The organism is Rhodovastum atsumiense, assembly GCF_937425535.1.
GTDB lineage: Bacteria > Pseudomonadota > Alphaproteobacteria > Acetobacterales > Acetobacteraceae > Rhodovastum > Rhodovastum atsumiense.
This window is the reverse complement of the sequence record NZ_OW485601.1, coordinates 241,624-263,995: the sequence shown is the minus strand read 5'-3', so window position 1 is coordinate 263,995 and position 22,372 is coordinate 241,624. Positions and strand designations below refer to the sequence as shown.

Annotated in this window: 21 protein-coding genes; 4 read left to right on the top strand and 17 right to left on the bottom strand. The window is 67.5% G+C overall.

Annotated elements, in window-relative coordinates:
- Window positions 1-18 precede the first annotated feature (18 nt).
- The 12 genes from NBY65_RS01080 to NBY65_RS01025 form a co-directional block, all read right to left on the bottom strand.
- Window positions 19-636, bottom strand: coding sequence for a dimethylsulfonioproprionate lyase family protein (locus tag NBY65_RS01080; RefSeq protein ID WP_150045255.1), 618 nt, complete (start codon window positions 634-636; stop codon window positions 19-21).
- Window positions 633-1,607: a class I SAM-dependent methyltransferase gene (locus NBY65_RS01075; RefSeq protein WP_150045256.1), complete on the bottom strand. Its 975-nt coding sequence runs from the start codon at window positions 1,605-1,607 to the stop codon at window positions 633-635. The genes NBY65_RS01080 and NBY65_RS01075 overlap by 4 nt, the downstream gene beginning before the upstream one ends.
- 40 nt (window positions 1,608-1,647) lie before the next feature.
- Window positions 1,648-2,553: a 4Fe-4S binding protein gene (locus NBY65_RS01070; protein WP_239003189.1), complete on the bottom strand. Its 906-nt coding sequence runs from the start codon at window positions 2,551-2,553 to the stop codon at window positions 1,648-1,650.
- Between the two features lie 61 nt (window positions 2,554-2,614).
- A complete protein-coding gene (locus tag NBY65_RS01065) occupies window positions 2,615-3,778 on the bottom strand; it encodes a YncE family protein (RefSeq protein WP_150045257.1) in 1,164 nt (387 codons plus the stop codon).
- Window positions 3,750-4,760, bottom strand: a complete 1,011-nt coding sequence (locus NBY65_RS01060) for an ABC transporter substrate-binding protein (protein ID WP_150045258.1) — start codon at window positions 4,758-4,760, stop codon at window positions 3,750-3,752. The genes NBY65_RS01065 and NBY65_RS01060 overlap by 29 nt, the downstream gene beginning before the upstream one ends.
- The gene (locus NBY65_RS01055) at window positions 4,757-5,512 is read right to left on the bottom strand and encodes an ABC transporter permease (RefSeq protein WP_150045259.1); all 756 of its coding nucleotides are present in this window, start codon (window positions 5,510-5,512) and stop codon (window positions 4,757-4,759) included. Before NBY65_RS01055 ends, NBY65_RS01060 begins: the two co-directional genes overlap by 4 nt.
- Before the next feature lies 1 nt (window position 5,513).
- On the bottom strand, window positions 5,514-6,443 hold the full coding sequence (locus tag NBY65_RS01050) for an ABC transporter ATP-binding protein (protein ID WP_150045260.1): 930 nt from the start codon (window positions 6,441-6,443) through the stop codon (window positions 5,514-5,516).
- A 298-nt stretch (window positions 6,444-6,741) separates the two neighbouring features.
- Window positions 6,742-7,464, bottom strand: a complete 723-nt coding sequence (locus NBY65_RS01045) for a DUF1847 domain-containing protein (RefSeq protein WP_150045261.1) — start codon at window positions 7,462-7,464, stop codon at window positions 6,742-6,744.
- 145 nt (window positions 7,465-7,609) lie between these two features.
- A complete protein-coding gene (locus tag NBY65_RS01040) occupies window positions 7,610-8,356 on the bottom strand; it encodes an ABC transporter permease (RefSeq protein ID WP_150045262.1) in 747 nt (248 codons plus the stop codon).
- Window positions 8,353-9,177 (bottom strand): ABC transporter permease, encoded by an 825-nt coding sequence (locus NBY65_RS01035; protein WP_150045263.1) that lies wholly within the window; start codon window positions 9,175-9,177, stop codon window positions 8,353-8,355. The genes NBY65_RS01040 and NBY65_RS01035 overlap by 4 nt, the downstream gene beginning before the upstream one ends.
- Window positions 9,178-9,193: 16 nt before the next feature.
- Complete coding sequence (locus NBY65_RS01030) at window positions 9,194-10,285, bottom strand: ABC transporter substrate-binding protein (RefSeq protein ID WP_150045264.1); 1,092 nt, start codon at window positions 10,283-10,285, stop codon at window positions 9,194-9,196.
- A 13-nt stretch (window positions 10,286-10,298) separates the two neighbouring features.
- Window positions 10,299-11,153 carry an ABC transporter ATP-binding protein gene (locus NBY65_RS01025; protein WP_150045265.1) on the bottom strand — a complete coding sequence of 285 codons (855 nt, stop codon included), beginning with the start codon at window positions 11,151-11,153 and terminating at the stop codon, window positions 10,299-10,301.
- A gap of 153 nt (window positions 11,154-11,306) precedes the next feature.
- Here NBY65_RS01025 and NBY65_RS01020 point away from each other — a divergent pair, with 153 nt between their 5' ends.
- Window positions 11,307-12,125 (top strand): TauD/TfdA dioxygenase family protein, encoded by an 819-nt coding sequence (locus tag NBY65_RS01020; RefSeq protein ID WP_150045266.1) that lies wholly within the window; start codon window positions 11,307-11,309, stop codon window positions 12,123-12,125.
- 27 nt (window positions 12,126-12,152) lie between these two features.
- On the opposite strand, the gene NBY65_RS01015 is transcribed toward NBY65_RS01020, so the two are convergent.
- The 5 genes from NBY65_RS01015 to NBY65_RS00995 form a co-directional block, all read right to left on the bottom strand.
- On the bottom strand, window positions 12,153-12,503 hold the full coding sequence (locus NBY65_RS01015; protein WP_150045267.1) for a NifB/NifX family molybdenum-iron cluster-binding protein: 351 nt from the start codon (window positions 12,501-12,503) through the stop codon (window positions 12,153-12,155).
- 52 nt (window positions 12,504-12,555) lie between these two features.
- Complete coding sequence (locus NBY65_RS01010) at window positions 12,556-13,932, bottom strand: nitrogenase component 1 (protein ID WP_150045268.1); 1,377 nt, start codon at window positions 13,930-13,932, stop codon at window positions 12,556-12,558.
- Between the two features lie 13 nt (window positions 13,933-13,945).
- The gene (locus NBY65_RS01005; protein ID WP_150045269.1) at window positions 13,946-15,451 is read right to left on the bottom strand and encodes a nitrogenase component 1; all 1,506 of its coding nucleotides are present in this window, start codon (window positions 15,449-15,451) and stop codon (window positions 13,946-13,948) included.
- Window positions 15,452-15,489: 38 nt separating this feature from the next.
- On the bottom strand, window positions 15,490-16,785 hold the full coding sequence (locus tag NBY65_RS01000; protein ID WP_150045270.1) for an O-acetylhomoserine aminocarboxypropyltransferase/cysteine synthase family protein: 1,296 nt from the start codon (window positions 16,783-16,785) through the stop codon (window positions 15,490-15,492).
- Window positions 16,786-16,941: 156 nt separating this feature from the next.
- Window positions 16,942-18,219, bottom strand: coding sequence for an MFS transporter (locus NBY65_RS00995; protein ID WP_150045271.1), 1,278 nt, complete (start codon window positions 18,217-18,219; stop codon window positions 16,942-16,944).
- 312 nt (window positions 18,220-18,531) lie between these two features.
- On the opposite strand from NBY65_RS00995, the gene nifH reads away from it, so the two are divergent.
- From nifH to NBY65_RS00980, 3 genes are read left to right on the top strand one after another with little or no spacing between them, the layout of a single operon-like run.
- Window positions 18,532-19,407, top strand: coding sequence for a nitrogenase iron protein (gene nifH / locus NBY65_RS00990; protein WP_250265611.1), 876 nt, complete (start codon window positions 18,532-18,534; stop codon window positions 19,405-19,407).
- Between the two features lie 16 nt (window positions 19,408-19,423).
- A complete protein-coding gene (locus NBY65_RS00985) occupies window positions 19,424-20,944 on the top strand; it encodes a nitrogenase component 1 (RefSeq protein ID WP_150041007.1) in 1,521 nt (506 codons plus the stop codon).
- Between the two features lie 12 nt (window positions 20,945-20,956).
- Window positions 20,957-22,333: a nitrogenase component 1 gene (locus NBY65_RS00980; RefSeq protein WP_150041006.1), complete on the top strand. Its 1,377-nt coding sequence runs from the start codon at window positions 20,957-20,959 to the stop codon at window positions 22,331-22,333.
- The last annotated feature ends 39 nt before the right edge of the window (window positions 22,334-22,372 follow it).

Here is a 22,372-nt window from a genome sequence, read left to right as displayed (position 1 = left end):
AGTTCGCATCGGGCGCCGTCAGGCCGGCGGCGCCTCGACATAGACGGAGGAAATCGCCACCTCGCCGGTCCAGGTATAGGCCGCGAGCAGCGGCACGGCGCCGGTGCGCATGGCGTGTGGCAGGTTCGGGGGATGCAGGATGTATGATCCGGGCGGATGCACCTGCGTGACCTGCCCCGCTGTCCAGGCGGCCGCCCCCGAGAGCACCCAGTAGAGCTCGGCCGCCGGATGGGCATGCAGCGGGTAGAAGCTGTGCGGCCCGATCAGCGTCAATCCAAGGCAGACCTCGTCGCTGTGCAGCGGCGCCGCGGGCCCGACCAGTTCGGCGAAGGCGATGTCGCGCCCAAGGTCCGGGGCGTCGCGGCGCGGCGGGTAGCCGTAATGCCAGGGAAGGTGATCGGCCAGCGGGGCGAGGGCCTCGGCAAGCCCCTTGTCCGTCGCCTGCAGGCAGGCCGGCAAATGGCGCAGCACCGGATGGAAGGACAGGGCCAGCCCGCTGGCCGTGCCGTTGACCGCCTCCAGGGCGGTGACCGCGCGTGCCACTTCCCGCCCGATGGCATCCGGCAGGTTTCGTCGCAGCGCCAGTCGCTGCCGTAGCAGCGTGACCAGTGTGGCGATCTGTTCGGGAATGCTCATGGCGCGTCACCCGCGGCGGTGGCGCCCGGTAGCGGGCGGGACCGCAGCACGGCAACGGTATGGGCAAGCGTCTCCCCGGCCCGCAGCGCCGCAAGCGCGGCCGGAGCATCCAGACGATGCGGTGCCAACTGCGCTTCCAGATCCAGGGCCCGTGCACCCGCCGCTGCCGGGGGATCGTCGGCGAAGGCTTCGCGCAGCACGGCAGCGGGATAGAAATGGAACGGGCCGAGCCCGTCCTGCTGCCAGGCGGCGTAGCCGCCGATCATCTCCTCGGGATCGGCCTGGTGCTTCCAGGTATAGATCAGCACCTCGGCGGCATGGCCGGCGAGGGCGGCCATTTCCAGCAGCACGCCGAGCGGCACCCGCGCGCCGATGGTGGAAAGCACCGATCCGCCGGGTGCGAGCACCGGCACTACCTGGCGAAGCGCCAGGTAGTGCAGCGCCAGCAACTGCGTTTCCACCAGCGGGGGCAGTTGCTCCGGGCGCGGCGCCAGATGCTTGGAACTGGTCCGGTCCGTCTCGAGAGTCGAGCTGCCGCGCAACGGGGTGTTCGGCAGGTTCTCGTAGATCATGTCGTAGCCGCCCTGCGGTCGCAGCGGCGCGAGCAGGTCCCCGGTCCCGGCCTCGATGGTGACCGCATGGCCGGGGGCGAGATTGCCGGCGATGTTGGCCGCGGCTGCGGCGACGACATCCTCGTGCAGGTCGGTGATGCCCACCCGCCGCGCGCCCAGGATCTCGATGGCGGCCAGCATGTCCAGGCCCGAGCCGGTGCCGATCGAGGCACAGGCGGCGGCCGGTCCGGCCAGGGCACGCAACGCCTTGAAGGCCGGAACTGCCACGGTGGCCACCCAATCGGCGAGCGGATCATCCGGTCGCGGCTCGTAGCAATGGTCGGTCACCAGCAGGTCCAGCGTGGAGCGGATCCGCTCCGGCGCGGTGATGGCGAGGAAGGGGGCGGCGGCAACCTGCATGCGGGACAGCCTGATGTTGGCGGACGGGGCGGCGTGGGCGTCAGGCGATGCGGCTGCCGCCGGAGCCATGGCGGCGGACATGCACCAGCGGGCGGTAGCGCAGGTCGTCCGGGTTCTTCTCCAGCGCCGGCCGCTCGTCCAGGTATCGCTTCATGCTGCGGTTGCCGTAGAGATGCCGGTCCTCGCCGATCGAGCAGACCTTGACGCAAATGCCGCAGGGCCAGCGCTTCTCGTCGCGAAGCGCGATATGGTGACGGGTGCAGGCGTCCTTGTCGAGATCACCGAGGATGCCGTCGTCGCGGGCCCGGATGGCGCCGGTCGGGCAGGTCCGCTCGCAGATGCGGCATTTGGTGCACAGCTCTTCCGCAAGTTCCGGGTCGCCGTCGAATTCCGTCGCCGTGAACACCGAGTTCAGGCGCACCCGCGGGCCGTATTGCGGCACCAGCAGGTTGCGCGACATGCCGACCGTGCCGAGTCCGGCATATTTCGCTGCGTAGGTGTGGCTGAACGAGGCGAAGGGATTGGCCAGCAGGATCTCCAGGCTGCCATAGCCGTCGCGCGGCAGCGACATCGCCGGGTGCCCGGCCTCGTTCAGCCAGACGGCGAGGCGGAAGCTGATCTCGTCGAGCAGCCGGTTGGAGGTATCGTAATGCTCCTGATAGTTGATCGACGGTGTCGTTTCGATCACCGGCAGCAGCATCGGTACGCCGAAGGCGATGACGGTGCGGGCCTGCGGCCACAACGCTTCCGGGTGGTACGCGGGCGGGATCTCGCCATGCTCGGCCCAGCGCGCGACCGGCGCGAAGCCGACGATGCTCGCGCCGAGTCGGCGTGCCTCCGCGATCACCTCGTCACGGGTGATCCGGCGGGCGGCCGGCTTGCCCTTTGCAACCCGCTGCGCCCGCGGGCGCGTCACGACGGCATCCATGGTTTCGTCCTGTTCCAACACTGCGACGTATCCTGCCCGCCCCGCAGCCAGGACCAGGCGATGCCGGGCCTGCGGGGGGTCAGTGACAAATTCCGTAGCCTCCGGCAATAAGCGCTGCCTGTGGCTCGTCGTCCAGCCGCACCCGGCGCAGCACGGCCCGGCGTCTGGCATCGATCACCAGCACCTCCCGCGTGCCGCCGAGCGGGAGAAAAAGCTTCTGCCCATCGGGCGTTACGCTGCCGCGCAGGGGCAGGCCGCCGAGGGCAATCCGGCCGGCAAGCCGGGGCTCATCCAGGTCGTAGACGAGCAGGCATCGTTCCGTGGCGCTTGGCACGAAGGCCACGCTGTCGAGCCAGGCGGGATAGGCCGCATCGAGCCCCCCCGCACCCGCCAGTGCCACGCGCCCGCTGCCATCGGCGTCCAGCACCGAGACGCGGGCCGCCTGCGGTTCGAGCAGCAGCAGCCTTGCCCCCGTGGCCGAGGGAAGAACGAGGCTGCCGGCCCCGGCGGGGATGTCGTTGATGACACGCTCCGCCTCTAGGTCGATCACGCTGACCGGCCCACCGCCTTCGCCATGGGCGAACAGGCGCCTGCCGTTCGGGGCGCGGCGCAGCTCGGTCACCGGCTGAGGGGTCGCGATCGGCCCGGCGGGAAGGGTGGTGACCGCATCGATCAGGCCGAGTTCGTGCCGGCCGGCGGGCGCGTAGACAAACATGGGCTGGCGGCCGGCGAAGATGATGTCGCGCAGCGGCGGCAGGTCGCGCACGACGCCGCTCTCGCGCCCGAACAGCAGGTCGACGAAGGCCACGCTTCCGGCTTCGGAATCCGCCACCGCCGCGGTCATTCCGTCGGGGCTGAGCACGAGGCGGCGGGCCGCCACGGAGAGCGGGATCCGCCGGGATGTGGTGGTGACCAGATCAAGCAGCAGCAGGTCCGGTGAGCTGCCGTCGATGGCGACCAGCCGGGCCACGCCGGCCGAGACCTCGACCTGATGCGGTGTCAGCCCGAGCGAAAGCCCGCCGATGCGCTGGTCGCTGTCGGCATCGAGGACCTCGACCCGTTGTGACCTCGCCTGCGGCACAAAGACCAGTCGTGCCACTTCGCCGAAGCCGGCCGAACCGGGCCCCGCGCCGCGGGCGGGCGCGGCTGGTCCGGCCAGGGCCAGCAACTCCGCGGCCGCCAGGGCCAGCAGGTCTCGGCGGCCGTGGCTTCTGCTAGGATTTGTAATAAGGGTTGAACTCATTGGTGTAGACGTTGCGGGCCTTTTCCTTGCCCGCCGGCAATTGCCCTTCGCCGACGAGGTAATCGATCCACCACTGCACCGGCTTGTCGTTCGGCACCAGCCCGTGCTCGTAGTAGCTCCAGCTCCCCGCATAGCGCAGGTCGAGGCCGCGGCGCCGGGCGAAGATCTGGCCTGCTTCCTCGTGATTTTTGTTGGTCCAGTCGGAGGCGCGCACCAGCACCTTGACGAAGCGGCGCAGCACGTCGGGGCGGGTGCGGATGATGTCTTCGTGCGTGAAATAGGGCAGCATGCCGGGCACGCCGTCATCGACCGCGTAGTCGGTGAAGATCTCGCGCGCCGCTCCGGTCTTCACCACCTTCTCGTAATAGGGCGAATGCAGCACGCCGACATCGATCAGCCCCTGGGCCAGTGCCTGCTCCTGGTTCGCGTCCGGGACGACCACGAAGTTGATGGTCTTGTCCAGGCCATTGCGGCGCAGGTACTCCTTGAGGACATATTCCGAGCAGGCGCCGAAGCTGTTGATGCCCACCTTCTTGCCGCGCAGGTCCTCGATGCTGCGGATCGGGCTCTGCGGCGACACCAGGTATTTCATGTGCGGCAGCTCGGGCGTGGTCTGCGCCCCGGCGGCGATGATCCGCAGCTTCGCACCCCCGGCGCGCGCGGTCAGGATCAGCGGCGTCATCCGGTTGGAGATGTCGATGCTGCGGGCGGCGACCGCGGGAACCAACTGGGAGGCGGAGATTTCGCCGACCCACTCGATCTTCAGCCCTTCCTCGGCGAACCAGCCCTTCTCGTCGGCGACGTAGACCGGGTCGAACCAGGGAATGTTGGCGTAGCGGATCACATCCGGCTTCGCCGGGCCCGCGGCCCGTGCTGCCGGGGCGGCCAGCAGCGCCACCACCAGGGCGAGCGGCGCCGCGATCTTCCAGAGCTTCATCTTGCCTTCAGTCTCCTTTTGGACGCGGCCTGCGGCCGCGCTCATGCGCCGGCTTCCTGCCGCCAGGATGTCGCGCTCCGCTCGATGCCGAGCAGCAGGCGGTTGAGCGCCAGGCCGAAGATCACCAGCGCCACGATCGCGGCGTACATCTGCGGGATGCGGAACACTTCCTGTGAATTCAGCACCAGGAAGCCGAGCCCGGCATTGGCACCGATCATCTCGGCGGCTACCAGCACCATGAAGGCGTAGGCGCCGCCGAGGCGGATGCCGGTGAAGATCGACGGTGCCGCGGCCGGGATCACCACCTTGCGCAACAGCGTCCAGCCATTCGCGTTCATCGAGCGCGCCGCGCGCACCAGCACCGCGTCCACGCCTTTGACCCCGGCCGTGGTGTTGAGGATGATCGGCCAGACCGAAGCCCAGAACACGATCACCACCTTCGACACCTCGCCGATGCCGAAGAACAGGATGAACACGGGGAACAGTGCGAAGGCCGAGATCTGCCGGCCTGCCTGCAGCGGTCCGTCGAAAGCCTGTTCGAGCGTGCGCCACCAGCCCATGCCCAGCCCGAGCGGCACACCGATCAGGATGGAGACACCGAGCCCATAGGCGATGCGCTGCAGGCTGATCGCCGCGTGCTGTGCCAACTGGCCCGATACCACCAGTTGCCACAAGGTGGCCACGACATCGGACAGCGGGGTGAGGAAGTTGGGGTTGATGACGCCGCTTTGCGGCAGCCCCTCCCACAAGGCCAGGATGCCGAGGATGACCCCGACCTGCAGAATCCGTCCCTGCATCTCAGCCTGCCCCCGCCATCAGGCTGCGCAGCCGCGACCACAGTCGGGCGCTGCCGCGCGAAGGTGCCGCCGCGGCAGCCGCGCGGCCATAGGCACGTTCGGCTGCCTTGCCGACCTCTTCCGCCAGCAGGGCTGCAAGGTGACCCCGCAGCGTGGCAAAGGCGGGGGAACTGCGCAGGTCGCCGCTGTCGCGCGCTGCGGGCAGATCCACGTCCACGATACGCTTGATCGTACCGGGCTGGGCGGTGAACACCACCACGCGCGTGGCCAGGAAGATCGCCTCGTCGATGCTGTGGGTCACGAAGATGACGGTCTTGCCGGTGCTGCGCCAGATCCGCAGCAACTCGCCTTGCAGGATCTCGCGGGTCTGGGCGTCGAGGGCGGCGAAGGGCTCGTCCATCAACAGCACATCGGGGTCGTAGGCCAGCGCCCGCGCGATCGCCACGCGCTGCTTCATCCCACCCGAGAGCTGCGCCGGGTAATGCGCCTCGAAGCCGGCGAGGCCGACGCTCGCCAGCCGCGCCTGCGCGATCTCCTCGCGCTGCCGGCGCGGCACGCGCTTGATTTCCAGTCCGAAGGCGACGTTGTCGAGCACCGTCCGCCACGGAAACAGGGCGTAGTCCTGAAACACGATGCCGCGGTCGAAGCCGGGGCCGGCGACGGCGCGGCCCATCACTGTCACCTCGCCCTCGGCCGGCACCAGCCCGCCGATGACGTGCAGCAAGGTCGACTTGCCGCAGCCGCTCGGCCCGAGCAGAACGATGAACTCGCCACGATGAATCTCAAGGTCGATGTCGCGCAGGGCCAGGAATGGCGCATCCCCCGCGCGGGCGGGATAGCTCTTGCCGAGATGCCGGATCGACACCGCGGCACTGGTGCTGCCAGGGGCAGGCGCGGTTGTGGCCGGCGAAGCCGGGGCGACAAAACTCATGGCCCCGGCACCATGCGGATACCGGAAGGCACGAACGGAGACTGCATTATCTTTTGCGATACAAGAACGTTGTGAAAGATCATACAATTAGCGCTCAAAACTGTCCATATCGCCAGTTCTACGCAGCGTTGTGAATGGCGGATATATCCGTCCACCGCGGGGGCGCAAGGAGGGCGGGGGCGCAAAGCACGAAATATGATCGGGCATCCCGGCGCGGCCGGTGCGGGCGGCAAACCGGCCTCGCCGGGCAGTGATCCGCTTGCGGCTCCGGGTCAGCGGAGCAGCCCGGTCGTTGGCGTCAGGGGGTGCTGTCGGTCGGCGCGGCGCTGCGCCGGCGCTTGGCCGGGGGTGTCTTCGTGGACTGAGCCGGCTTCAGCGGGCCATACAGCTGCGAATAGTACGTGTCGGCCAGTTGCAGGGCCGCGACCGGATTATGGCCGAGCACACGATCCTTGGTGACCAGCACGGTTGTCGGGGCCTTGGCGTATTTGAAGAACAGGCTGTCATGGCCAATGCAAAGGCCCATGACCACATTGAACTCACTGCCATGGGCATTCAACAATTCGGCCTGCGCCACCGGGTTGCAGGCCGGCTCGAAATTGCCGGGCCTGATCTTCTGGGCGTCACTCAGGCCAATTTCTTCCTTGGGGATATTGTCGTTCTTGCAGGCGACCGAAATCACCTCGAAGCCATGGCTTTCCAGGATGGCGGTCAGGGTATTGGCCAGGTCGATCAGGCCAATGCAGTTGGCGATGCCGATCTTCTTCCAGCCCATGCGCTTGGAAAACTCGACGACTTCCTGCACCCGCGTCCAGCGGCAATAGCCCTCCGATTCCACCAGGGCGGAGGTGTAGGCAAGCTTGTGCGTTTCCGGATCGTCGTACAGCGCCCGGGCTTTCGCCTGCACCTCGGGATCAACCTTGCTGGGGCAAAATCCAGGACCACGGGTCTGCGCTTCCCCGCTGCGACAGGCCCGGACCGTCGAGGGGCAATAGGCGCAGGTGGGATCGTCATAGGGCATGGGGGCGGCTCCGGCCGGTAACGCGAACCACCACAGGCTGCCGCAGGTGGCGCGATCTGGATTTGATCTGCGTCAAATTGTAAAATTAACGAGAAAGGATAGTTGTATGGAACGGTCCCCTCGGGGGGCTGCCCCGTTTCCCTGGTCAGCCCCGCCAGCGCAGCAGCCGCCGTTCCACCCTTTGGGCGCTTTGGTTGATCAGGAAGCCGACCAGTCCCAGCACCACCATTCCCAGGATCACCAGGTCCATCTGGAAGCGCTCGCGCCCGGCGATGATCAGGCCGCCGATGCCGGGACCGAGCGTCATGAAATACTCCGCGCCCACGCTGGCCACCCAGGAATAGATCAGCGCGAGGTGCAGTCCCGTCGCGATGGAGGGCATCGCGCTCGGCAAGTACAGCCGGGTGATGCGCTGCCACCGGGTGAAGCAAAGGGCGGTGGCGACCTCGACGAGCCGCGCCGGGGCGCTCTGGATTCCTTCGTAGGTGTTGAGGACCGCGGGAATCAGCGCGGCCAGCGTGATGAAGGCGATCTTGGCGCTGTCGCCGAATCCGAACCACAGCGAGATCAGCGGGATCCAGGCCAGGATGGCGATCTGGCGGAGGCCGTTGAAGCTTGGCAGGATCAACCGCCCGGCTAGCGGCGAGAGGCCGAGCAGCGTGCCGATGGCGATGCCCAGCGCGGATCCCACGATGAAGCCGGCCAGATCCCGCCCCAGGCTGACCAGCAGGTGATACAGCAGGTCGCCTTCGGTCAGTTCGCGTAGCGCCGTGGCCAGCACATGCTCCGGCGAGGGCAGGATGCGGGCATCGACCAGCCCGCCATGACTGGCCAGTTCCCAGGTGCCGAGCAGCAGCAACGGCAGCACCAGGCCGCGGGCGACCGCCTTCATGGCACCGCGCCGGCCGTGCCGTCGGCGATGCGCCAGCGCTGCAGGCGGCGCTCCAGCCGCGTCAGCACGAGGTCGAGCAGGAAGCCGACCAGCCCGATCAGCACCATCGCCATGACCACGGTATCGAACCAGAACATCTGCCGCCCCCAGACCAGCAGGAAGCCGAGCCCTTCGGAGGAGGCCAGCAATTCCACCGCGACCAGGGCCATCCAGGCATGCGTCAGGCCATAGCGCACGCCCGTGAACACCGGCGGGATCGTGGCCGGCAGTACCAGTCGGCGCAGCAACTGCCAGCGGGTGAAGCGCAGCGCCTGCGCGACTTCGAGATAGGCGGGCGGGATGTTGCGGATGCCGGCATGGGTGTTCAGCACCATTGGCACGCAGGCCGCCTTGGCGATCACGATGATCTTCAGCGGCTCGCCGATGCCGACGATCAGCATCAGAAAGGGAATCCAGCCGAGGGCCGGTACCTGCGAGATGGCGATGAACAAGGGGCGCAGATAGGCTTCCACCCGCCGCGACAGCCCCATCGCGAGGCCAAGCGACAACCCGATGGCCGCCCCGATGGTGAAGCCCACCAGCACCCGCTGCAGGCTGGTGAGGACATGCAGTTCCAGATCGCCCGAGCGCCAGAGATCGACCCCGCTTTGCCAGACCTCGAGCGGGCTGGGCAGGATCTGCGGCGGCAGCCAGGTCCGCGCGGAGGCGACCTGCCAGATCACCAGCAGGCCCAGCGGCACCAGCAACCCGGTGCCATGCCAGGATAAGCGTGGGATCCGCCAGGGCGCCGGCCCGAACGCCGGGGAGAGGGCGATGCGCATGCGGCCTGCCGCCGGCTCAGCCACGCGCCACCGGCTGGCCATCGATCCCGAGCGGCGTCCAGAAGTCCTGCAGCCCCAGCTCGGCCAGGGCGGCGGTGATGAAACGCTGGTCGAACCAGCCGGTGATGTCGACGCGGCGGCGGATCAGCCCGAACTCGTAGGCCTGCTGCGCCTGCACCCGGTACTGCTCGATCAGGAAGGGGTCCAGCAGCGGCGTATGCCGGCTTTTCAGGGTCTGCCCGGCCAGATCCTCGCGGAAGATCTCCGGAGAGCGACCGGATCTTGCCCAGATCGCGAACAACGCCTCGCGGTTTTCCTCCTGGGAGGACCAGTGTGCGGCACGGACGAACTCGGTGACGATGCGCTGCGTCACCTCCGGCTGGGCGGTGACGAAGGCCTCGCGGGCGATCACCGTTCCCTGGCGCTCGAAGGCCGGATTGTCGCCCTTGGTGCTGTAGAGGATCCGCGCCAGTCCCTTCGCGACCAGTTGCAGCACGTCGTAATTGCCGACCGTCGCCTCGATCTCCCCGGCCACCAGGGCGGCGCTGGAGGTGGCGGCATCCATGTTGATCACCTTCAGGTCGCGCTCGGACAGGCCATTGGCGGCGAGCACCTTGATGATCGCAAGATGGTTGTTGGTGCCACGGAAGATCGCGACCCGCCGGCCCTTGAGGTCCTTCACCCCGGTCAGCGTGGAGGTCGGGGGGACGCCGATATAGGTCGGCGCATGGGCGCCGTTGGCCAGCAGCATCGTGGTCTTCAGGCCGGTGGCGCGCGCCACCACCTGGGGCAGGTCGCCCTGGATGGCGATGTCGAGCTGGTCGTTGGCGAAGGCCTCGTTCACCGCCGGGCCGGCCCCTTTGAAGAAGAACCATTGCAGGCGCAGGCCCGGCCGATCGGCGAAGGCCCGTTCCAGATAGCCTTCGGCATGCGCCACCCCGGCCGGGCTGCCCCCGGCAAAGGGGCGGTTGTCCACGCCGATCGAGGCGAAGCCGATGCGAACGGTCAGCGGCGTGTCGGCCTGCGCGCGCAAGCCTGGCAGCAGCGTGGCGGCGCCGAGGGTCGCGAGACCGCGGCGCGTCAGGCGGGGGGCAGGGCGGGGAAACATGCGGAATTCCACTTCAGGGGAGTGTGGCCGGGGAAGGCTGGGGAAGGGACGTCCATTGTCCCTTGGCCGGGGGGACCGCCGCCGCAGCGGCCGGGAGGTCATCCGGCTGGTCGGTGCTCTCTTCCAGCAGGGCGAGCACCTCGGCGCGCAACTGCGTCAGCCGCGGGTCGGCGCGCCGGCGCGGATGCGGCAGCTCTACCGCGATGGTATGGGCAATCCGGCCCGGCCGCGGCGTCAGCACCACCACCCGGTCGGCGAGATACACCGCTTCCTCGACGTCGTGCGTCACCAGCACCATGGTGATCCGCTCCTGCGTCCAGATGCGCTGCAGTTCGCCCTGCAGGCGGCCACGGGTCAGCGCATCCAGCGCACCGAACGGCTCGTCGAGCAGCAACACTCCCGGGCGCCCGACCAACCCCCGGGCGATCGCCGCCCGGTGCGCCATGCCGCCGGAGAGTTGATACGGATAGGCGTCCTCGAAACCCGAGAGGCCGACAAGGGCAATATGTTCGGCGACGATGCGCCGCTTCGCCGCGGCCGGGACGGGGGCGTTGAGCAGGCCGAGGGCGATGTTCTCCGCCACCGTGCACCAGGGAAACAGCCTTGGTTCCTGGAACACGATGCCGCGATCGAGGCTGGGCCCATCCACCGGGTGGCCGTCACAGGTGATGCTGCCGGCATGAAATGTCTCGAGTCCGGCGATCAGGCGCAGCAAGGTCGATTTGCCGCAGCCGCTGGCCCCGATCACGGCGACGAATTCGCCCGCATCGACGGTGAGGTCGATGCCCGCCAGCACCGGCAGGTCCGTGTCACGCACACGAAACCGCTTGGAGACGCCGGCAAGGTCAAGGCGGCCGCGGCGTGTCATGATTCCTCTCTCCGTGAGCGGATGCCGATCCGGTGAGGCGTAAAATCGTACTGTGCAAACCAGTGGTTATTAAAATTATGCACCCTTGCTTTGTCAAATAAGAAGCGTCAGGGTCTGAGCCGATCCCCGCGATCCCATGACAGGAGGAGTCCCATGGCCATTCGCCTCTCGCCGATCTCCCCACATCTTGGGGCGGAAGTAGACGGCATCGACCTGAGCCTGCCGCTCGCTAACCTTGAGGCGGTGGCGCTGCAGGAGGCGCTGGTGGCGCACCAGGTGCTGGTTTTCCGTAACCAGCCGCTCGATTACGAAGGTGCCAGGACACTGGGCCGTGTCTTCGGGGAATTGCACATCCATCCCAACACGCCCGGACCGGAAGGCTATCCCGAGATCCTGCCGATCCATGCCGACGCGACCTCCCGGCGCGTGGCCGGGGAGCGCTGGCATTCCGACGTTTCCTGCGATCCCAACCCGCCCTTCGCCAGCATCCTGTATCTGCACACGGTTCCCCCGGTCGGCGGCGACACGCTGTTCGCCAGCCAGTACGCCGCCTATGACGCGTTGTCGTCGCGGCTGAAGACTTTTCTCGAGGGGCTGACGGCCCTGCACGATGGCGGGCCGACCTATCGCGCGACCAACGCCAAGCTGGGCATTCCCGACACGGGCAAGACCTATCCCAGCGCGATCCACCCCGTGATCCGCACCAATCCCGCCAACGGACGGCGTGCGCTGTTCGTCAACGAGGTGTTCACCCAGGGGATCAATGAACTGCCCGAAGCGGAAAGCGAGGCGCTGCTGGCCTTCCTGTTCCGCCACGCCACACGTCCGGACTTCCAGATTCGGCTGCGCTGGCAACCGCATTCCGTGGCGATCTGGGACAACCGCTTCGTGCAGCACCTGGCGATCTGGGACTACTTCCCGCAGGTGCGCTCCGGCTTCCGTGTGACGGTCAGGGGCGACCGGCCGATCTGACGGGCACCCCTGAGCTGGTGCGACGGATCAGCCTTGTGTCTTCGCCAGCAGCGCCGGGTGCGCCCCGAGGTCGCGCAGCACGACCTCCACCGGATCGTCGGTCTCGAAGGCGAGGATGCCGAGCTCGTCGAGCCGGGTGACCGCGCATTCGCCGATGCGTGCCACCACCACGGCGCCGCAATCCGCCACCAGATCGACGGAGCGCTGCATCGGGTCCGCAGCACCCGGTTCCCAGCCGGCGCCGCAGGCCGGGGCGTTGTGCCGTTCCTCGACCAGTTGTGGCGCCCCGCTGCCGAGCTCCCAGATCTGGAACCGGGCGGCGGTGCCGAAATGCTCCCTGACCGAGACCCCGTCCCCGGTGGCAATGGCGATCTTCATGTCGCTCCTGTGGCTGGATGAAAAGGACCAGAAGGTGGTGCGGCCGCGCCGGTCAGGCCATCGTGTTGGCCCGTACCACCGTGGTGTAGGTGCGTTCGATCAGCGCCAGGGCACCGCGGTAGCCGACATAGCTGCGCGACAACACGACCTCGTCCGTGGTGGGGTAGCCGATCTCGACCAGCGGGGCATGCAGCCGCTGCGCCAGCTCGGCTTCCCAGGTGGAGCCGAACACGATCGGGTATTGGCCGGTGAAGTCGGTGCCGTGCACCAGCCGGTGCGCGAGGCAGCCATCCTCGATGAAGGCGATTTCGGCCTGCTCATCCTCGGCGATGGCGCGGAACTCCGCGCGGATCAGGTCACGGACCGGCTCGGGCGGATTCTCGGTGATGATCTGGCAGCCCGGCTGCAGGCCGAGCTGATCGACCATGAACTTTGTCACCGCGAGGTTGTAGGCGCTTTCACTGATGACGACGAGTTGCGAGGGCAACTGGTACTGGCTGGTGCAACCGGCATAGAAGGCCGAAAAATCCCGGAGGTAGTGGTAGTATTCCTTTTCCTCGCGGGCGATGAAGGCCTCGACCGGTTCGGGCGGCAGGCCGGCGAACGTGGCGACGCGGCGCAGGAAGGCGCCGGTCAGTTTCGCGCCGATCGGAATGGCCGGGACGTGCAGGAAGGGCTGGCCGTACTTGTTTTCCAGGTGCCGCGCCGTTTCCAGCCCGAGCCAGGGGGAGAGCACGAGGTTGAACTGCGCGCGTGGAATGGCGCGCCATTCGGCGATCCCCTCGCTGGCCGGGCCGAACAGGATGTTCACGCGCAGGCCGATGCCTTCAAGGATACGACGGATCTCGGTCAGGTCGCCGCGCCAGAACGGATTCTGGTAGGGCAGCAGCGACCACACGTTCACCAGCCCCGCTTCGCGCGGGCCGTCATCGGCGCCGAGGAACTGGTCGATGATGGCGCGGAGCACGATCTCGTGGCCGGTGAAGTTGTTGCCGCGATAGCCGCTGGTCTCGGCGAACACGATCGGCACGCCGCGGCGCTGGTACTTGCCGACCACGTTGCCGACGTCATCGCCGATCAGGCCGGGGATGCAGCCGGTCTGCACCACGAACAGATCGGCCTCCATGACCCGCAGCGTGGCCGCGATCAGTTCGTCGAGCCGGTCGGTGCCGCCGAAGATGACCTCCTGGTTGCCCATGTTGGTGCTGGGCACGTGGAACTCGCCGCCCTGGTAGGCGTGCAGGCCGGACAGGGCGTGGAACTGCTTGGTGGCGCAGCCCGGGCCGCAATGGGTGATCGGAATCGCACCGGGAATGGCGATGACACTGGCCAGCGCGCCCAGGCTGCAGGCGTAGCGGACCTGCTCGATGGTGCCGGAGGCGGGACAGAGATCCGGGGCGGGGGCGGCGCTGGGTTCGAACGGCGACATGGCGATGATCCGGTCAGGCTGGCGCGGCGATGGGGGCGTAGGGGTCGGTCTGTTCCAACCACCAGCGCTGATAGGGGAAGCGCGAATGCGCGGCGACATCGGTGCAGAAGCGCTTGCGCGGCAACACGCGCAGGATGGCGCGGCCGATGGTCAGCAGCCCATCATAGCCGAGCCCGTCATTGGAATAGAAGATCGGCAGCACCGGGATGCCCATGCGGGCCGCCAGCGCCGCCATGGTGCCGCTGTGCCGGCAGATCACGAAATCGGGCCTCGCGCGCACCAGCGCGGCATGGGCCTGGAAATGCTGGTCGGGGCTGACCGTGAAGTTGGGGATGTCGCCCCAGGTCTCGACCAGATGGCCCAGGCTGTCCTGGCGCGGATCGCCGCTGTCGGCGGCGGGATCGTGATGGAAGGAATAGGCGCTGTCGACCTCGACCCCCAGTTCGCGCAGGTCGGCGAGCAGCCCGTGCGCGAAGGCCGCGCCGGCGGCGACGAAGCCCTTGCGCCCGGCCAGCCGCCGGCGCAGGCGCTCCAGCTCCGGGGTGATGCGCGCGCGCTCGCGGGCGATCACCGCTTCCACGCGATCCTCGCGGCCGGTGACCCGCGCGATCTCCCGCAGCCAGTTATCGGTGGCCTCGAGCCCGTACGGCAGCGGGGCCTTCACCTCGGGGACGCCGTATTCCTGTTCGAGCCCGGTCGCGAGATAGGACAGCACGAAGCACATGGTGACCGTGGCGGAGGCCGAGGACATCTCCGCCAGCCGCTCCAGCGTGCTGCCGCCCATCACCAGGTTGACGCGCAGGCCGAGCTGGCCAAGCAGCGGGCTGAACACGTCGGGGCCGCCGAGATGGATGACGTTGATCAGGTCGTCCTGCCGCGTCGCGTCACGGGTGACCAGCCGGCGCAGGATGCCGTGCTCGATCACGTCCCAGCCGCTGCTCCAGTGCCGGGAGCGGAAGCCCTCGCAATGCAGGGTGACGATGATGACGCCGAGCTCGGCCTCCAGGCTGCGTGCGACGCTGTCGACGTCGTCGCCGATGATGCCGGTGGCGCAGGAGGTGGCGACGAAGATCACCTTGGGGTGATGGCGCGCCCAGGCGTCGCGGATGGTCTGCTCCAGCTTGCCGACACCGCCGAACACCATGTCCTGCTCGGTCAGGTTGGTGCACATGGCCTTGGGATCTTCAAGCTCCCAGCCCCGGCGGGCGGCGAGGTCGCGGTAGTAGCGGCAGGTGAAGGACTGGCTGGCCGCGCAGCCGATCGGGGCATGCTGGATCACCACCGAGTTCTGGATGATGGTGGCGTTGGTGACGGCGATGTGCTCGGCGCACATCGATGCCTGCGCGAAGGGCGTGGTCTGTTCGCACAGGCGCCGCCCGCCATTCGGCTGGCCTTTGCTGCAGCCATAGGTGAAGGCGGAATCACGCGCCAACTGGGCCGCGCTGCCCTCCCACTGGGTGATCGTGCCGAGCCGCTGCTCGCGGGTTTCGGCCTGTGGCGTCCTGAGGTTGAGCGGCATGAGCGGTCCTGGTCGTGCGCAACGCTGAAAAGGGGTGGTCAGGCCTGGTCGAGCGCCTGGGCGATGTCGGCAATGATGTCCTCGGGATTTTCGATACCGACGGACAGGCGCACATAGCCCGGCGTCACACCGGCGGCCAATTGTTCCTCGGCGGAGAGCTGGGCGTGGGTGGTGGAGGCCGGATGGATCGCCAGGCTGTGGGCGTCGCCGATATTGGCAACATGGAACAGCAGGCGCAACGCGTCGATGAAGCGCCGGCCGGCCTCGGCCCCGCCGGTCAGTTCGAACCCGACCAGTCCGCCATGGCCGCCATTGAGATAGGTGTCGGCGCGGCGCCGCGCCTCGCCGGTCTGCAGCCCGGGGAAGATGACATGCTGCACCTTGGGGTGGCTGGCGAGGAATTCAGCCACGCGCGCGGCATTCTCGCTGTGGCGACGGATGCGCAGCGGCAGCGTTTCCAGGCCCTGGATGAGCTGGAAGGCGCTTTGCGGCGCGATGGCAGGGCCGAAATCGCGCAGCAGGCCGGCGCGCACGGCGAAGATGTAGGCGAGCGGTCCGAACGGACGGGCGATGTCCACCCATCGGCGGCCGTTGTAGGAAGGATCAGGGCCGGTCAGCAGAGGATGGCGATCGGCGAATTCCTCCCAGGGGAAGCGGCCGCTGTCGATGATGGCGCCGCCGATGGTGGTGCCATGGCCGCCGATGTATTTGGTCGCAGAATGCACCACGATCGCGGCGCCGTGCGCGATCGGTTTGGCCAGCAGCGGCGCGGTGGTGTTGTCGATGATCAGCGGAACGCCGCGGTCGCGGCCGATCCGGGCGACCTCGGCGATGGGAAAGACGTTCAGCTTCGGGTTCGGCAGGGTTTCGCCGAAATAAAGCCGGGTGCGCGCATCGGTGGCGCGGGCGAAGGCATCGGGATCGACGGGATCGACGAAGCGTGCCTCGACGCCGAACTGCTTCAGCCGATTGGCGAAGAAGTTCCAGCTCCCGCCATAGAGATCGGTGCCGGTGACGATGTTGTCGCCCGCCTGCACCAGCGTCAGCACCGCCAGGGCGGTGGCCGCCTGCCCCGAAGCCAACGCCAGCGCGGCCGCACCGCCTTCGATCGCGGCGAGCCGGTGTTCGAGGACATCCTGCGTCGGATTGCCGATGCGGGTGTAGACGAAGCCGATTTCCTCGAAATTGACCAGCCGGTCCGCACGTTCCGTGGTTTGCAGGTCAAAGGATGTGCTCTGGTAGATCGGCACCACGGTGGCGCCGGTCGCGGGATCGGCGCGAAACGGGCCGCCATGCAACACCAGCGTATCGACATTGCTCGTCGTCAGGGCCATCGGGGCGTCCTTTGCCAGCTTGACCGCACTCAAGAGAGACGATGCGGGGCGCTCCGCTGCTGCGATCGGGAATGGGTTCAGACAGGGGGACGAACTATTCCACGCAGAAGAATCGTTGTCAATGACAACTTACCGGGTTAGGTCGTGGCTGTCGCATCAGGGAGCTACGGCCCTGCCGCGGCGTGCGACCAGGACGCTCAGCAGCACCAGGTGCATGAGGTTGAAGACCAGGCCGACGGCGAAGGCCGTCGCATAGGTGCCGAAGCCTTCATAGAGCGTGGCGCCCAGCCAGCCGCCGCCGGCCATTCCCAGGGTTCCGCCCAGTGACACCATCGGAACCTGCCATCCCGCCGCCGCCGCGGGAAACAATTCCCTGACGGTCAATGCATAGGCCGGAATGATGCCGGCGAAGCCAAGTCCGAAGCCGGCGGCGGCGGCGACCAGCCCGGTCTCGTCGGTGCTGGCCAGGAAGCCGGCGATGGCCAGCGCCTGGCAGACCGATCCGGCCAGGATGGAGCGCAGCCCGCCGATGCGATCCGACAGCCAGCCCCAGAACTGGCGGCTGGTGAAGGCGCAGATCTGCAGCAGCGACAGGATGCCCACGCCCTGTGCCGCCGACAGGCCGAGATCGGTGCACAGCGAGACCAGATGCACGGTCGGCAATGCCATCGGAATGCAGCACAGGAAAGAGGCACTCGCCAGCAATGCCAGCGCGAGGCGCGGCGGCATGTCGAGCACGCGGGCGCCCGGCATCGGCTCGTCCTGCAGCGCCAGGCCCTGCGCCGAGGCCGGCAGGCGTCGCAGCAGCACCCCGGCCAGGGGCAGCACCAGGACGAGCTGCAGCACGCCGTAGAACAGCATCGTCCCGCGCCAGCCCCAGGCCTGCAGGCCCCGTTCGAAGATCACCGGCCAGATGATGCCACCCACATAGGGGCCGGAAGCGACCAGGGCCAGGGCGCGGCCGCGGCAACGGTCGAACCAGTGGCTCACATGCACCTGCAATGGCGAATTGAGGCAGGCATGGCCGAGTGCGCCCAGAATAAGGGCATAGGCGATATAGAGCGACCAGATGCCGCCCGAGGCGGCGACCGCATGGCCGATGCAGATCATGACGGAGCCGAACGCCACCACCCACCGCACGCCGATGCGGCTCGCGAGCCATCCCATCGCGATCGCGCCGAATCCGGCGCCGAGCACCGTCAACGATCCCGCCAGAGCCGGTCCCGTGCGCGCCACGCCGAGATCGCTGGCAACCGGCTTCATGGCGACCACCAGGATCCAGGGCGTGCCGCTGCTGATCATCAGGATCACCAGAACGGAACAGGCCACCACCCACGATGTGCGGGTCTCGATGCTGGGTCGCGGCCGCCAGTTGTGCAAGGTCCGGTGTTCCTCGGCATCAGGGAAGGGGGGGCGACAAAGGCGATGCGGCATGGTGGCCGATGCGCCCGCCCGGCATGACGCCGCCGCCGTGCCGCCGGCATCATACCACGCGCGAATCGGGACCTTAACGGGATAAATAACATCGTAATAAGCTAGAATATTGCAAGCAACGTCGAATCATCGTATGTTACCACCCGGCGATCCGGTGGCGTGGCCCTTTGCCATCCGCCCCATCGGAAAGGAGAGCGACCACCGCGGGCATCGCTGTATCGGCACCGCCTGATATCGGCGCCGGCCCCGGTTTGCCTGCCCTCCGATGGATCCGTTCGGCCCCGACGTCCAGCAAGGAAGGAGGCAAGCAGCATGTCCGGCAAGCAGCTGAAGCAGATCGCGATCTACGGCAAAGGCGGGATCGGCAAATCCACCACCACCTCGAACATCAGCGCCGCCCTCGTCGAAGCCGGCTACAAGGTGATGCAGTTCGGCTGCGACCCGAAGGCGGATTCGACCAACACCCTGCGCGGCGGCGAATACATCCCCTCGGTGCTCGACCTGCTGGCCGAACGCCGCCGCGTGGATGCGCACGAGGCGATCTTCCTCGGCTTCAAGGGTATCTACTGCGTCGAGGCCGGCGGTCCGGCCCCCGGCGTCGGCTGCGCCGGGCGCGGCATCATCACCGCGGTCGAACTGCTCAAGCAGCAGCAGATCTTCGAGGAGCTTGATCTCGACTTCGTGATCTACGACGTGCTCGGCGACGTGGTGTGCGGCGGCTTCGCCGTGCCGGTGCGCGAAGGCATCGCCGAACACGTCTTCACCGTGTCCTCGGCCGACTTCATGGCGATCTACGCCGCCAACAACCTGTTCCGCGGCATCGAGAAATACTCCAATTCCGGTGGCGCCCTGCTCGGCGGCATCATCGCCAACTCGATGAACACCGATTTCCATCGCGAAATCATCGACGACTTCGCCGCGCGCACGCAGACGCAGATCGTGCAGTACATCCCGCGTTCGCTGACCGTCACCCAGGCGGAGCTCAAGGGCAAGACCACCATCGAGGCCGCGCCGGATTCGCCGCAGGCCGATGTCTACCGCGAACTTGCCCGCCGCATCGCCGCGCATACCGAATCGAAGGTGCCGACCGCGCTCAATCCGCGCGAACTGCGCGAATGGTCGTCCGGCTGGGCCGATCAGCTCGTCGAAATCGAGCGCGCCGCCGAACGCGCGCGCGTGCCGGCCTGACGGAAAGGGGGCAGTCATGGCGATCAATCTTCGTACGGCGGCGGTCGAGACGCGCGAGCAGCGTCTCGGCACCATCATCGGCTGGGACGAGGGCAGCGCCGCTGCCCTCGCCGAGCAGTCCGATTTCTCGCGAGGCTGTGGCACGGGCTGTGGCCCGGGCACCAAGGGCAGCCGGATCTGCGAGCTGCAGAGCCCGTTCACCCAGGGCGGCAGTTGCAGCGAGCAGGTGGTGCAGGGACAGGCCGGATCCATTCTCGACGCCGTGCTGATCCAGCATTCACCGATCGGCTGCGCCGCCAACCAGGCCGCCAACAACACCAATTTCCGCAACACCCTGGCGCGCCGCGGCATGCAGGTGCGCAACATCACGGCGCTGTCGACCAACCTGACCGAGCGCGACATGGTCTATGGCGGGGTCGAGAAGCTGCAGGCCACCATCCGCGACGCGTATCAGCGGCATCATCCCCGGGCGGTGTTCATCGCCACCTCCTGCGCCACCGGGATCATCGGCGATGACGTGGAGACCGCCGCGCGCGAGGTCGAAGAGGAAATCGGCATTCCGGTGGTGCCGATCTTCTGCGAAGGCTTCAAGTCAAAGCACTGGAGCACCGGCTTCGATGCCATCCAGCACGGCATCCTGCGCCAGATCGTCCGGAAGAATCCGACGCGCCGGCAGGAGGATCTCGTCAATATCGTCATTCTCTCCGGCACCGACGTCTATACGCCGATGCTGGCGGAGCTGGGCCTGCGCGCCAATCTGGTGGTCAACCTCGCCACGGTCGAGCAACTGGAGGAGATGTCGGAAGCGGCGGCATCGGTCAGCTTCTGCTACACCCTGGCCAGCTACTTCACCGCGGCGCTGCAGCAGGAATTCGGTGTGCCCGAAGTGAAGGCACCGCAGCCTTATGGCTTCGCCGGAACCGATGCCTGGCTGCGGGCGATCGCCAAGGCCACAAACCGCGAGGAGGTGACCGAGGCCTATATCGCGCGCGAGCATGCGCGGGTGAAGCCGATCGTCGCGGAGCTGCGCGAGCAGCTCCAGGGCCTGCGCGGCTACGTGGCCATGGGGGCGTCGTTCGCCCATGGCGTGGTCGTGGTGTTGCGCGAGCTCGGCATCGAGGTGCCCGGCACCCTGGTGTTCCATCATGACCCGACCTATGACAGCGGGTCTCCCGAACGCGACACGCTGGGGCACCTGGTGGATGCGACCGGCGATGTCAATCTCTTCACCGTCGGCATCCGTCAGCACTATCAATTCTATAACCTGCTGCAAAGGGTGCACCCGGACTTCGTCGTGATTCGCCATGGCGGGTTGTCGCCGCTCGCCGCGCGGCTCGGCCTGCCTTCGCTGCAACTGGGCGATGCCAGCTTCCCGGTCGGCTATCAGGGCATCATCAATCTCGGCGCCGAGATCCTGGCGGTGCGGGGCCAGCGCAAGTTCCACGAGGATCTGGCGGCGCATACCTCGCTGCCGTACCGCCGGTCCTGGCTGGAACAGAGCGATCCCTTCGCGCTCGCCCGCACGGTTGCCGGCTGAGGGGGGCGCGTCATGGTCACAGCGTTGAAGCCCCGGGCTGGCCAGTTGCCGGAGGCCAATGACCAGGGGGGAGCGATCGAGCAGGCGCGCTATGTCTGCGCGCTGGGGGCGATGCAGACCGCGGCGGCGATTCCGCGGACCATTCCGATCACGCATTGCGGCCCCGGTTGCGCCGACAAGCAGCATAACGCCCTGAGCGGCGCCAATGGCTACCAGGGTGGTGGCTGGGGCGGCGCCGGCGTCGCGCCCAGCAGCAACGCCAGCCAGCGGGAGGTGATCTTCGGCGGGACCGAGCGGCTGGAGGAACTGATCGAGGCCAGCCTGAAGATCCTGGATGCGGATCTGTTCGTGGTGGTCACCGGCTGCATTCCTGACCTGGTCGGTGATGATGTCGGCTCCGTGGTGCGCGGCTTCCAGAACCGTGGCGTGCCGGTGGTCTATGCCGAGACCGGCGGATTCCGCGGCAACAATTTCACCGGCCACGAGGTTGTGATCCGGGCGATCATCGACCAGCTCGTCGGTCCGTACAAGGGCCCGCGCGAGCAGGGGCGGGTGAACCTGTGGTCTCTGTTGCCGTACCAGAACACGTTCTGGCGCGGCGATCTGGAAGAAATCAAGCGGCTGCTGGAAGGCATCGGGCTGCGCGTCAACGTGCTGTTCGGCCCGGAATCGGCGGGGGTCGGCGAATGGCGGGCCATTCCCCAGGCCCAGTTCAACCTGGTGCTGTCGCCATGGCTGGGGCTGGAGACCGCCCGGCATCTGGAAGGCAAGTACGGGCAGCCGTTCCTGCATATTCCGGTATTGCCGATCGGCGCGAAGGAGACCGGCGAGGTGCTGCGCGAGATCGCTGCCTTCGCCGGGGTGGAAGGCAGCGCCGAGACATTCATCGCCGCCGAGGAGCGCCGGTACTACACCTACCTGGAAGCCTTCTCGGAGTTTTACTCGCAGTATCGCTGGGGATTGCCGGCGCGGTTCGCCATTGCCGCCGACAGCACCTACGCCCTGGCGCTCAGCAAGTTCGCGGTCCGTCAGTTGGGACTGTTGCCGGCGCGGCTGATCATCACCGACAATCCGCCCGAGGAACTGCGGGAGGCGATACGCGCCGCCTTCCAGGTGCTTGACCACGATGTCGCCGGCGAGATCGAGTTCATCGAGGACAGCTATCTCATCCATGAGCGTATCCGGACGGCGTCCTTCGGCCACAAGCCGCCGCTGATCTTCGGATCGAGTTGGGAACGTGATCTGGCCCGCGACCTGAAAGGCTTCCTCGTCGAGGTCGCCTTCCCGACCTCCTACGAAGTCGTGCTGGCACGGTCCTATGCCGGCTATCGCGGGGGGCTCGCGCTGCTGGAACGCATCTACACGACCGTCGTCAGCCGCAACGCCTGACGCGCTTGCATCGGCATTCATCAGGATCAGGAGAAGACC

Bases quoted from the DNA above. Each gene is read 5' to 3' on its own strand.
- NBY65_RS01080 (WP_150045255.1), bottom strand. From the start codon at position 636: ATGAGCATTCCCGAACAGATCGCCACACTGGTCACGCTGCTACGGCAG.
- NBY65_RS01055 (WP_150045259.1), bottom strand. From the start codon at position 5,512: ATGCAGGGACGGATTCTGCAGGTCGGGGTCATCCTCGGCATCCTGGCC.
- nifH (WP_250265611.1), top strand. From the start codon at position 18,532: ATGTCCGGCAAGCAGCTGAAGCAGATCGCGATCTACGGCAAAGGCGGG.
- NBY65_RS01025 (WP_150045265.1), bottom strand. From the start codon at position 11,153: ATGACACGCCGCGGCCGCCTTGACCTTGCCGGCGTCTCCAAGCGGTTT.
- NBY65_RS01075 (WP_150045256.1), bottom strand. From the start codon at position 1,607: ATGCAGGTTGCCGCCGCCCCCTTCCTCGCCATCACCGCGCCGGAGCGG.
- NBY65_RS00980 (WP_150041006.1), top strand. From the start codon at position 20,957: ATGGTCACAGCGTTGAAGCCCCGGGCTGGCCAGTTGCCGGAGGCCAAT.
- NBY65_RS01020 (WP_150045266.1), top strand. From the start codon at position 11,307: ATGGCCATTCGCCTCTCGCCGATCTCCCCACATCTTGGGGCGGAAGTA.
- NBY65_RS01010 (WP_150045268.1), bottom strand. From the start codon at position 13,932: ATGTCGCCGTTCGAACCCAGCGCCGCCCCCGCCCCGGATCTCTGTCCC.
- NBY65_RS01040 (WP_150045262.1), bottom strand. From the start codon at position 8,356: ATGAAGGCGGTCGCCCGCGGCCTGGTGCTGCCGTTGCTGCTGCTCGGC.
- NBY65_RS00985 (WP_150041007.1), top strand. From the start codon at position 19,424: ATGGCGATCAATCTTCGTACGGCGGCGGTCGAGACGCGCGAGCAGCGT.
- NBY65_RS01000 (WP_150045270.1), bottom strand. From the start codon at position 16,785: ATGGCCCTGACGACGAGCAATGTCGATACGCTGGTGTTGCATGGCGGC.
- NBY65_RS00995 (WP_150045271.1), bottom strand. From the start codon at position 18,219: ATGCCGCATCGCCTTTGTCGCCCCCCCTTCCCTGATGCCGAGGAACAC.
- NBY65_RS01015 (WP_150045267.1), bottom strand. From the start codon at position 12,503: ATGAAGATCGCCATTGCCACCGGGGACGGGGTCTCGGTCAGGGAGCAT.
- NBY65_RS01030 (WP_150045264.1), bottom strand. From the start codon at position 10,285: ATGTTTCCCCGCCCTGCCCCCCGCCTGACGCGCCGCGGTCTCGCGACC.
- NBY65_RS01050 (WP_150045260.1), bottom strand. From the start codon at position 6,443: ATGAGTTTTGTCGCCCCGGCTTCGCCGGCCACAACCGCGCCTGCCCCT.
- NBY65_RS01035 (WP_150045263.1), bottom strand. From the start codon at position 9,177: ATGCGCATCGCCCTCTCCCCGGCGTTCGGGCCGGCGCCCTGGCGGATC.
- NBY65_RS01005 (WP_150045269.1), bottom strand. From the start codon at position 15,451: ATGCCGCTCAACCTCAGGACGCCACAGGCCGAAACCCGCGAGCAGCGG.
- NBY65_RS01065 (WP_150045257.1), bottom strand. From the start codon at position 3,778: ATGAGTTCAACCCTTATTACAAATCCTAGCAGAAGCCACGGCCGCCGA.
- NBY65_RS01045 (WP_150045261.1), bottom strand. From the start codon at position 7,464: ATGCCCTATGACGATCCCACCTGCGCCTATTGCCCCTCGACGGTCCGG.
- NBY65_RS01060 (WP_150045258.1), bottom strand. From the start codon at position 4,760: ATGAGCGCGGCCGCAGGCCGCGTCCAAAAGGAGACTGAAGGCAAGATG.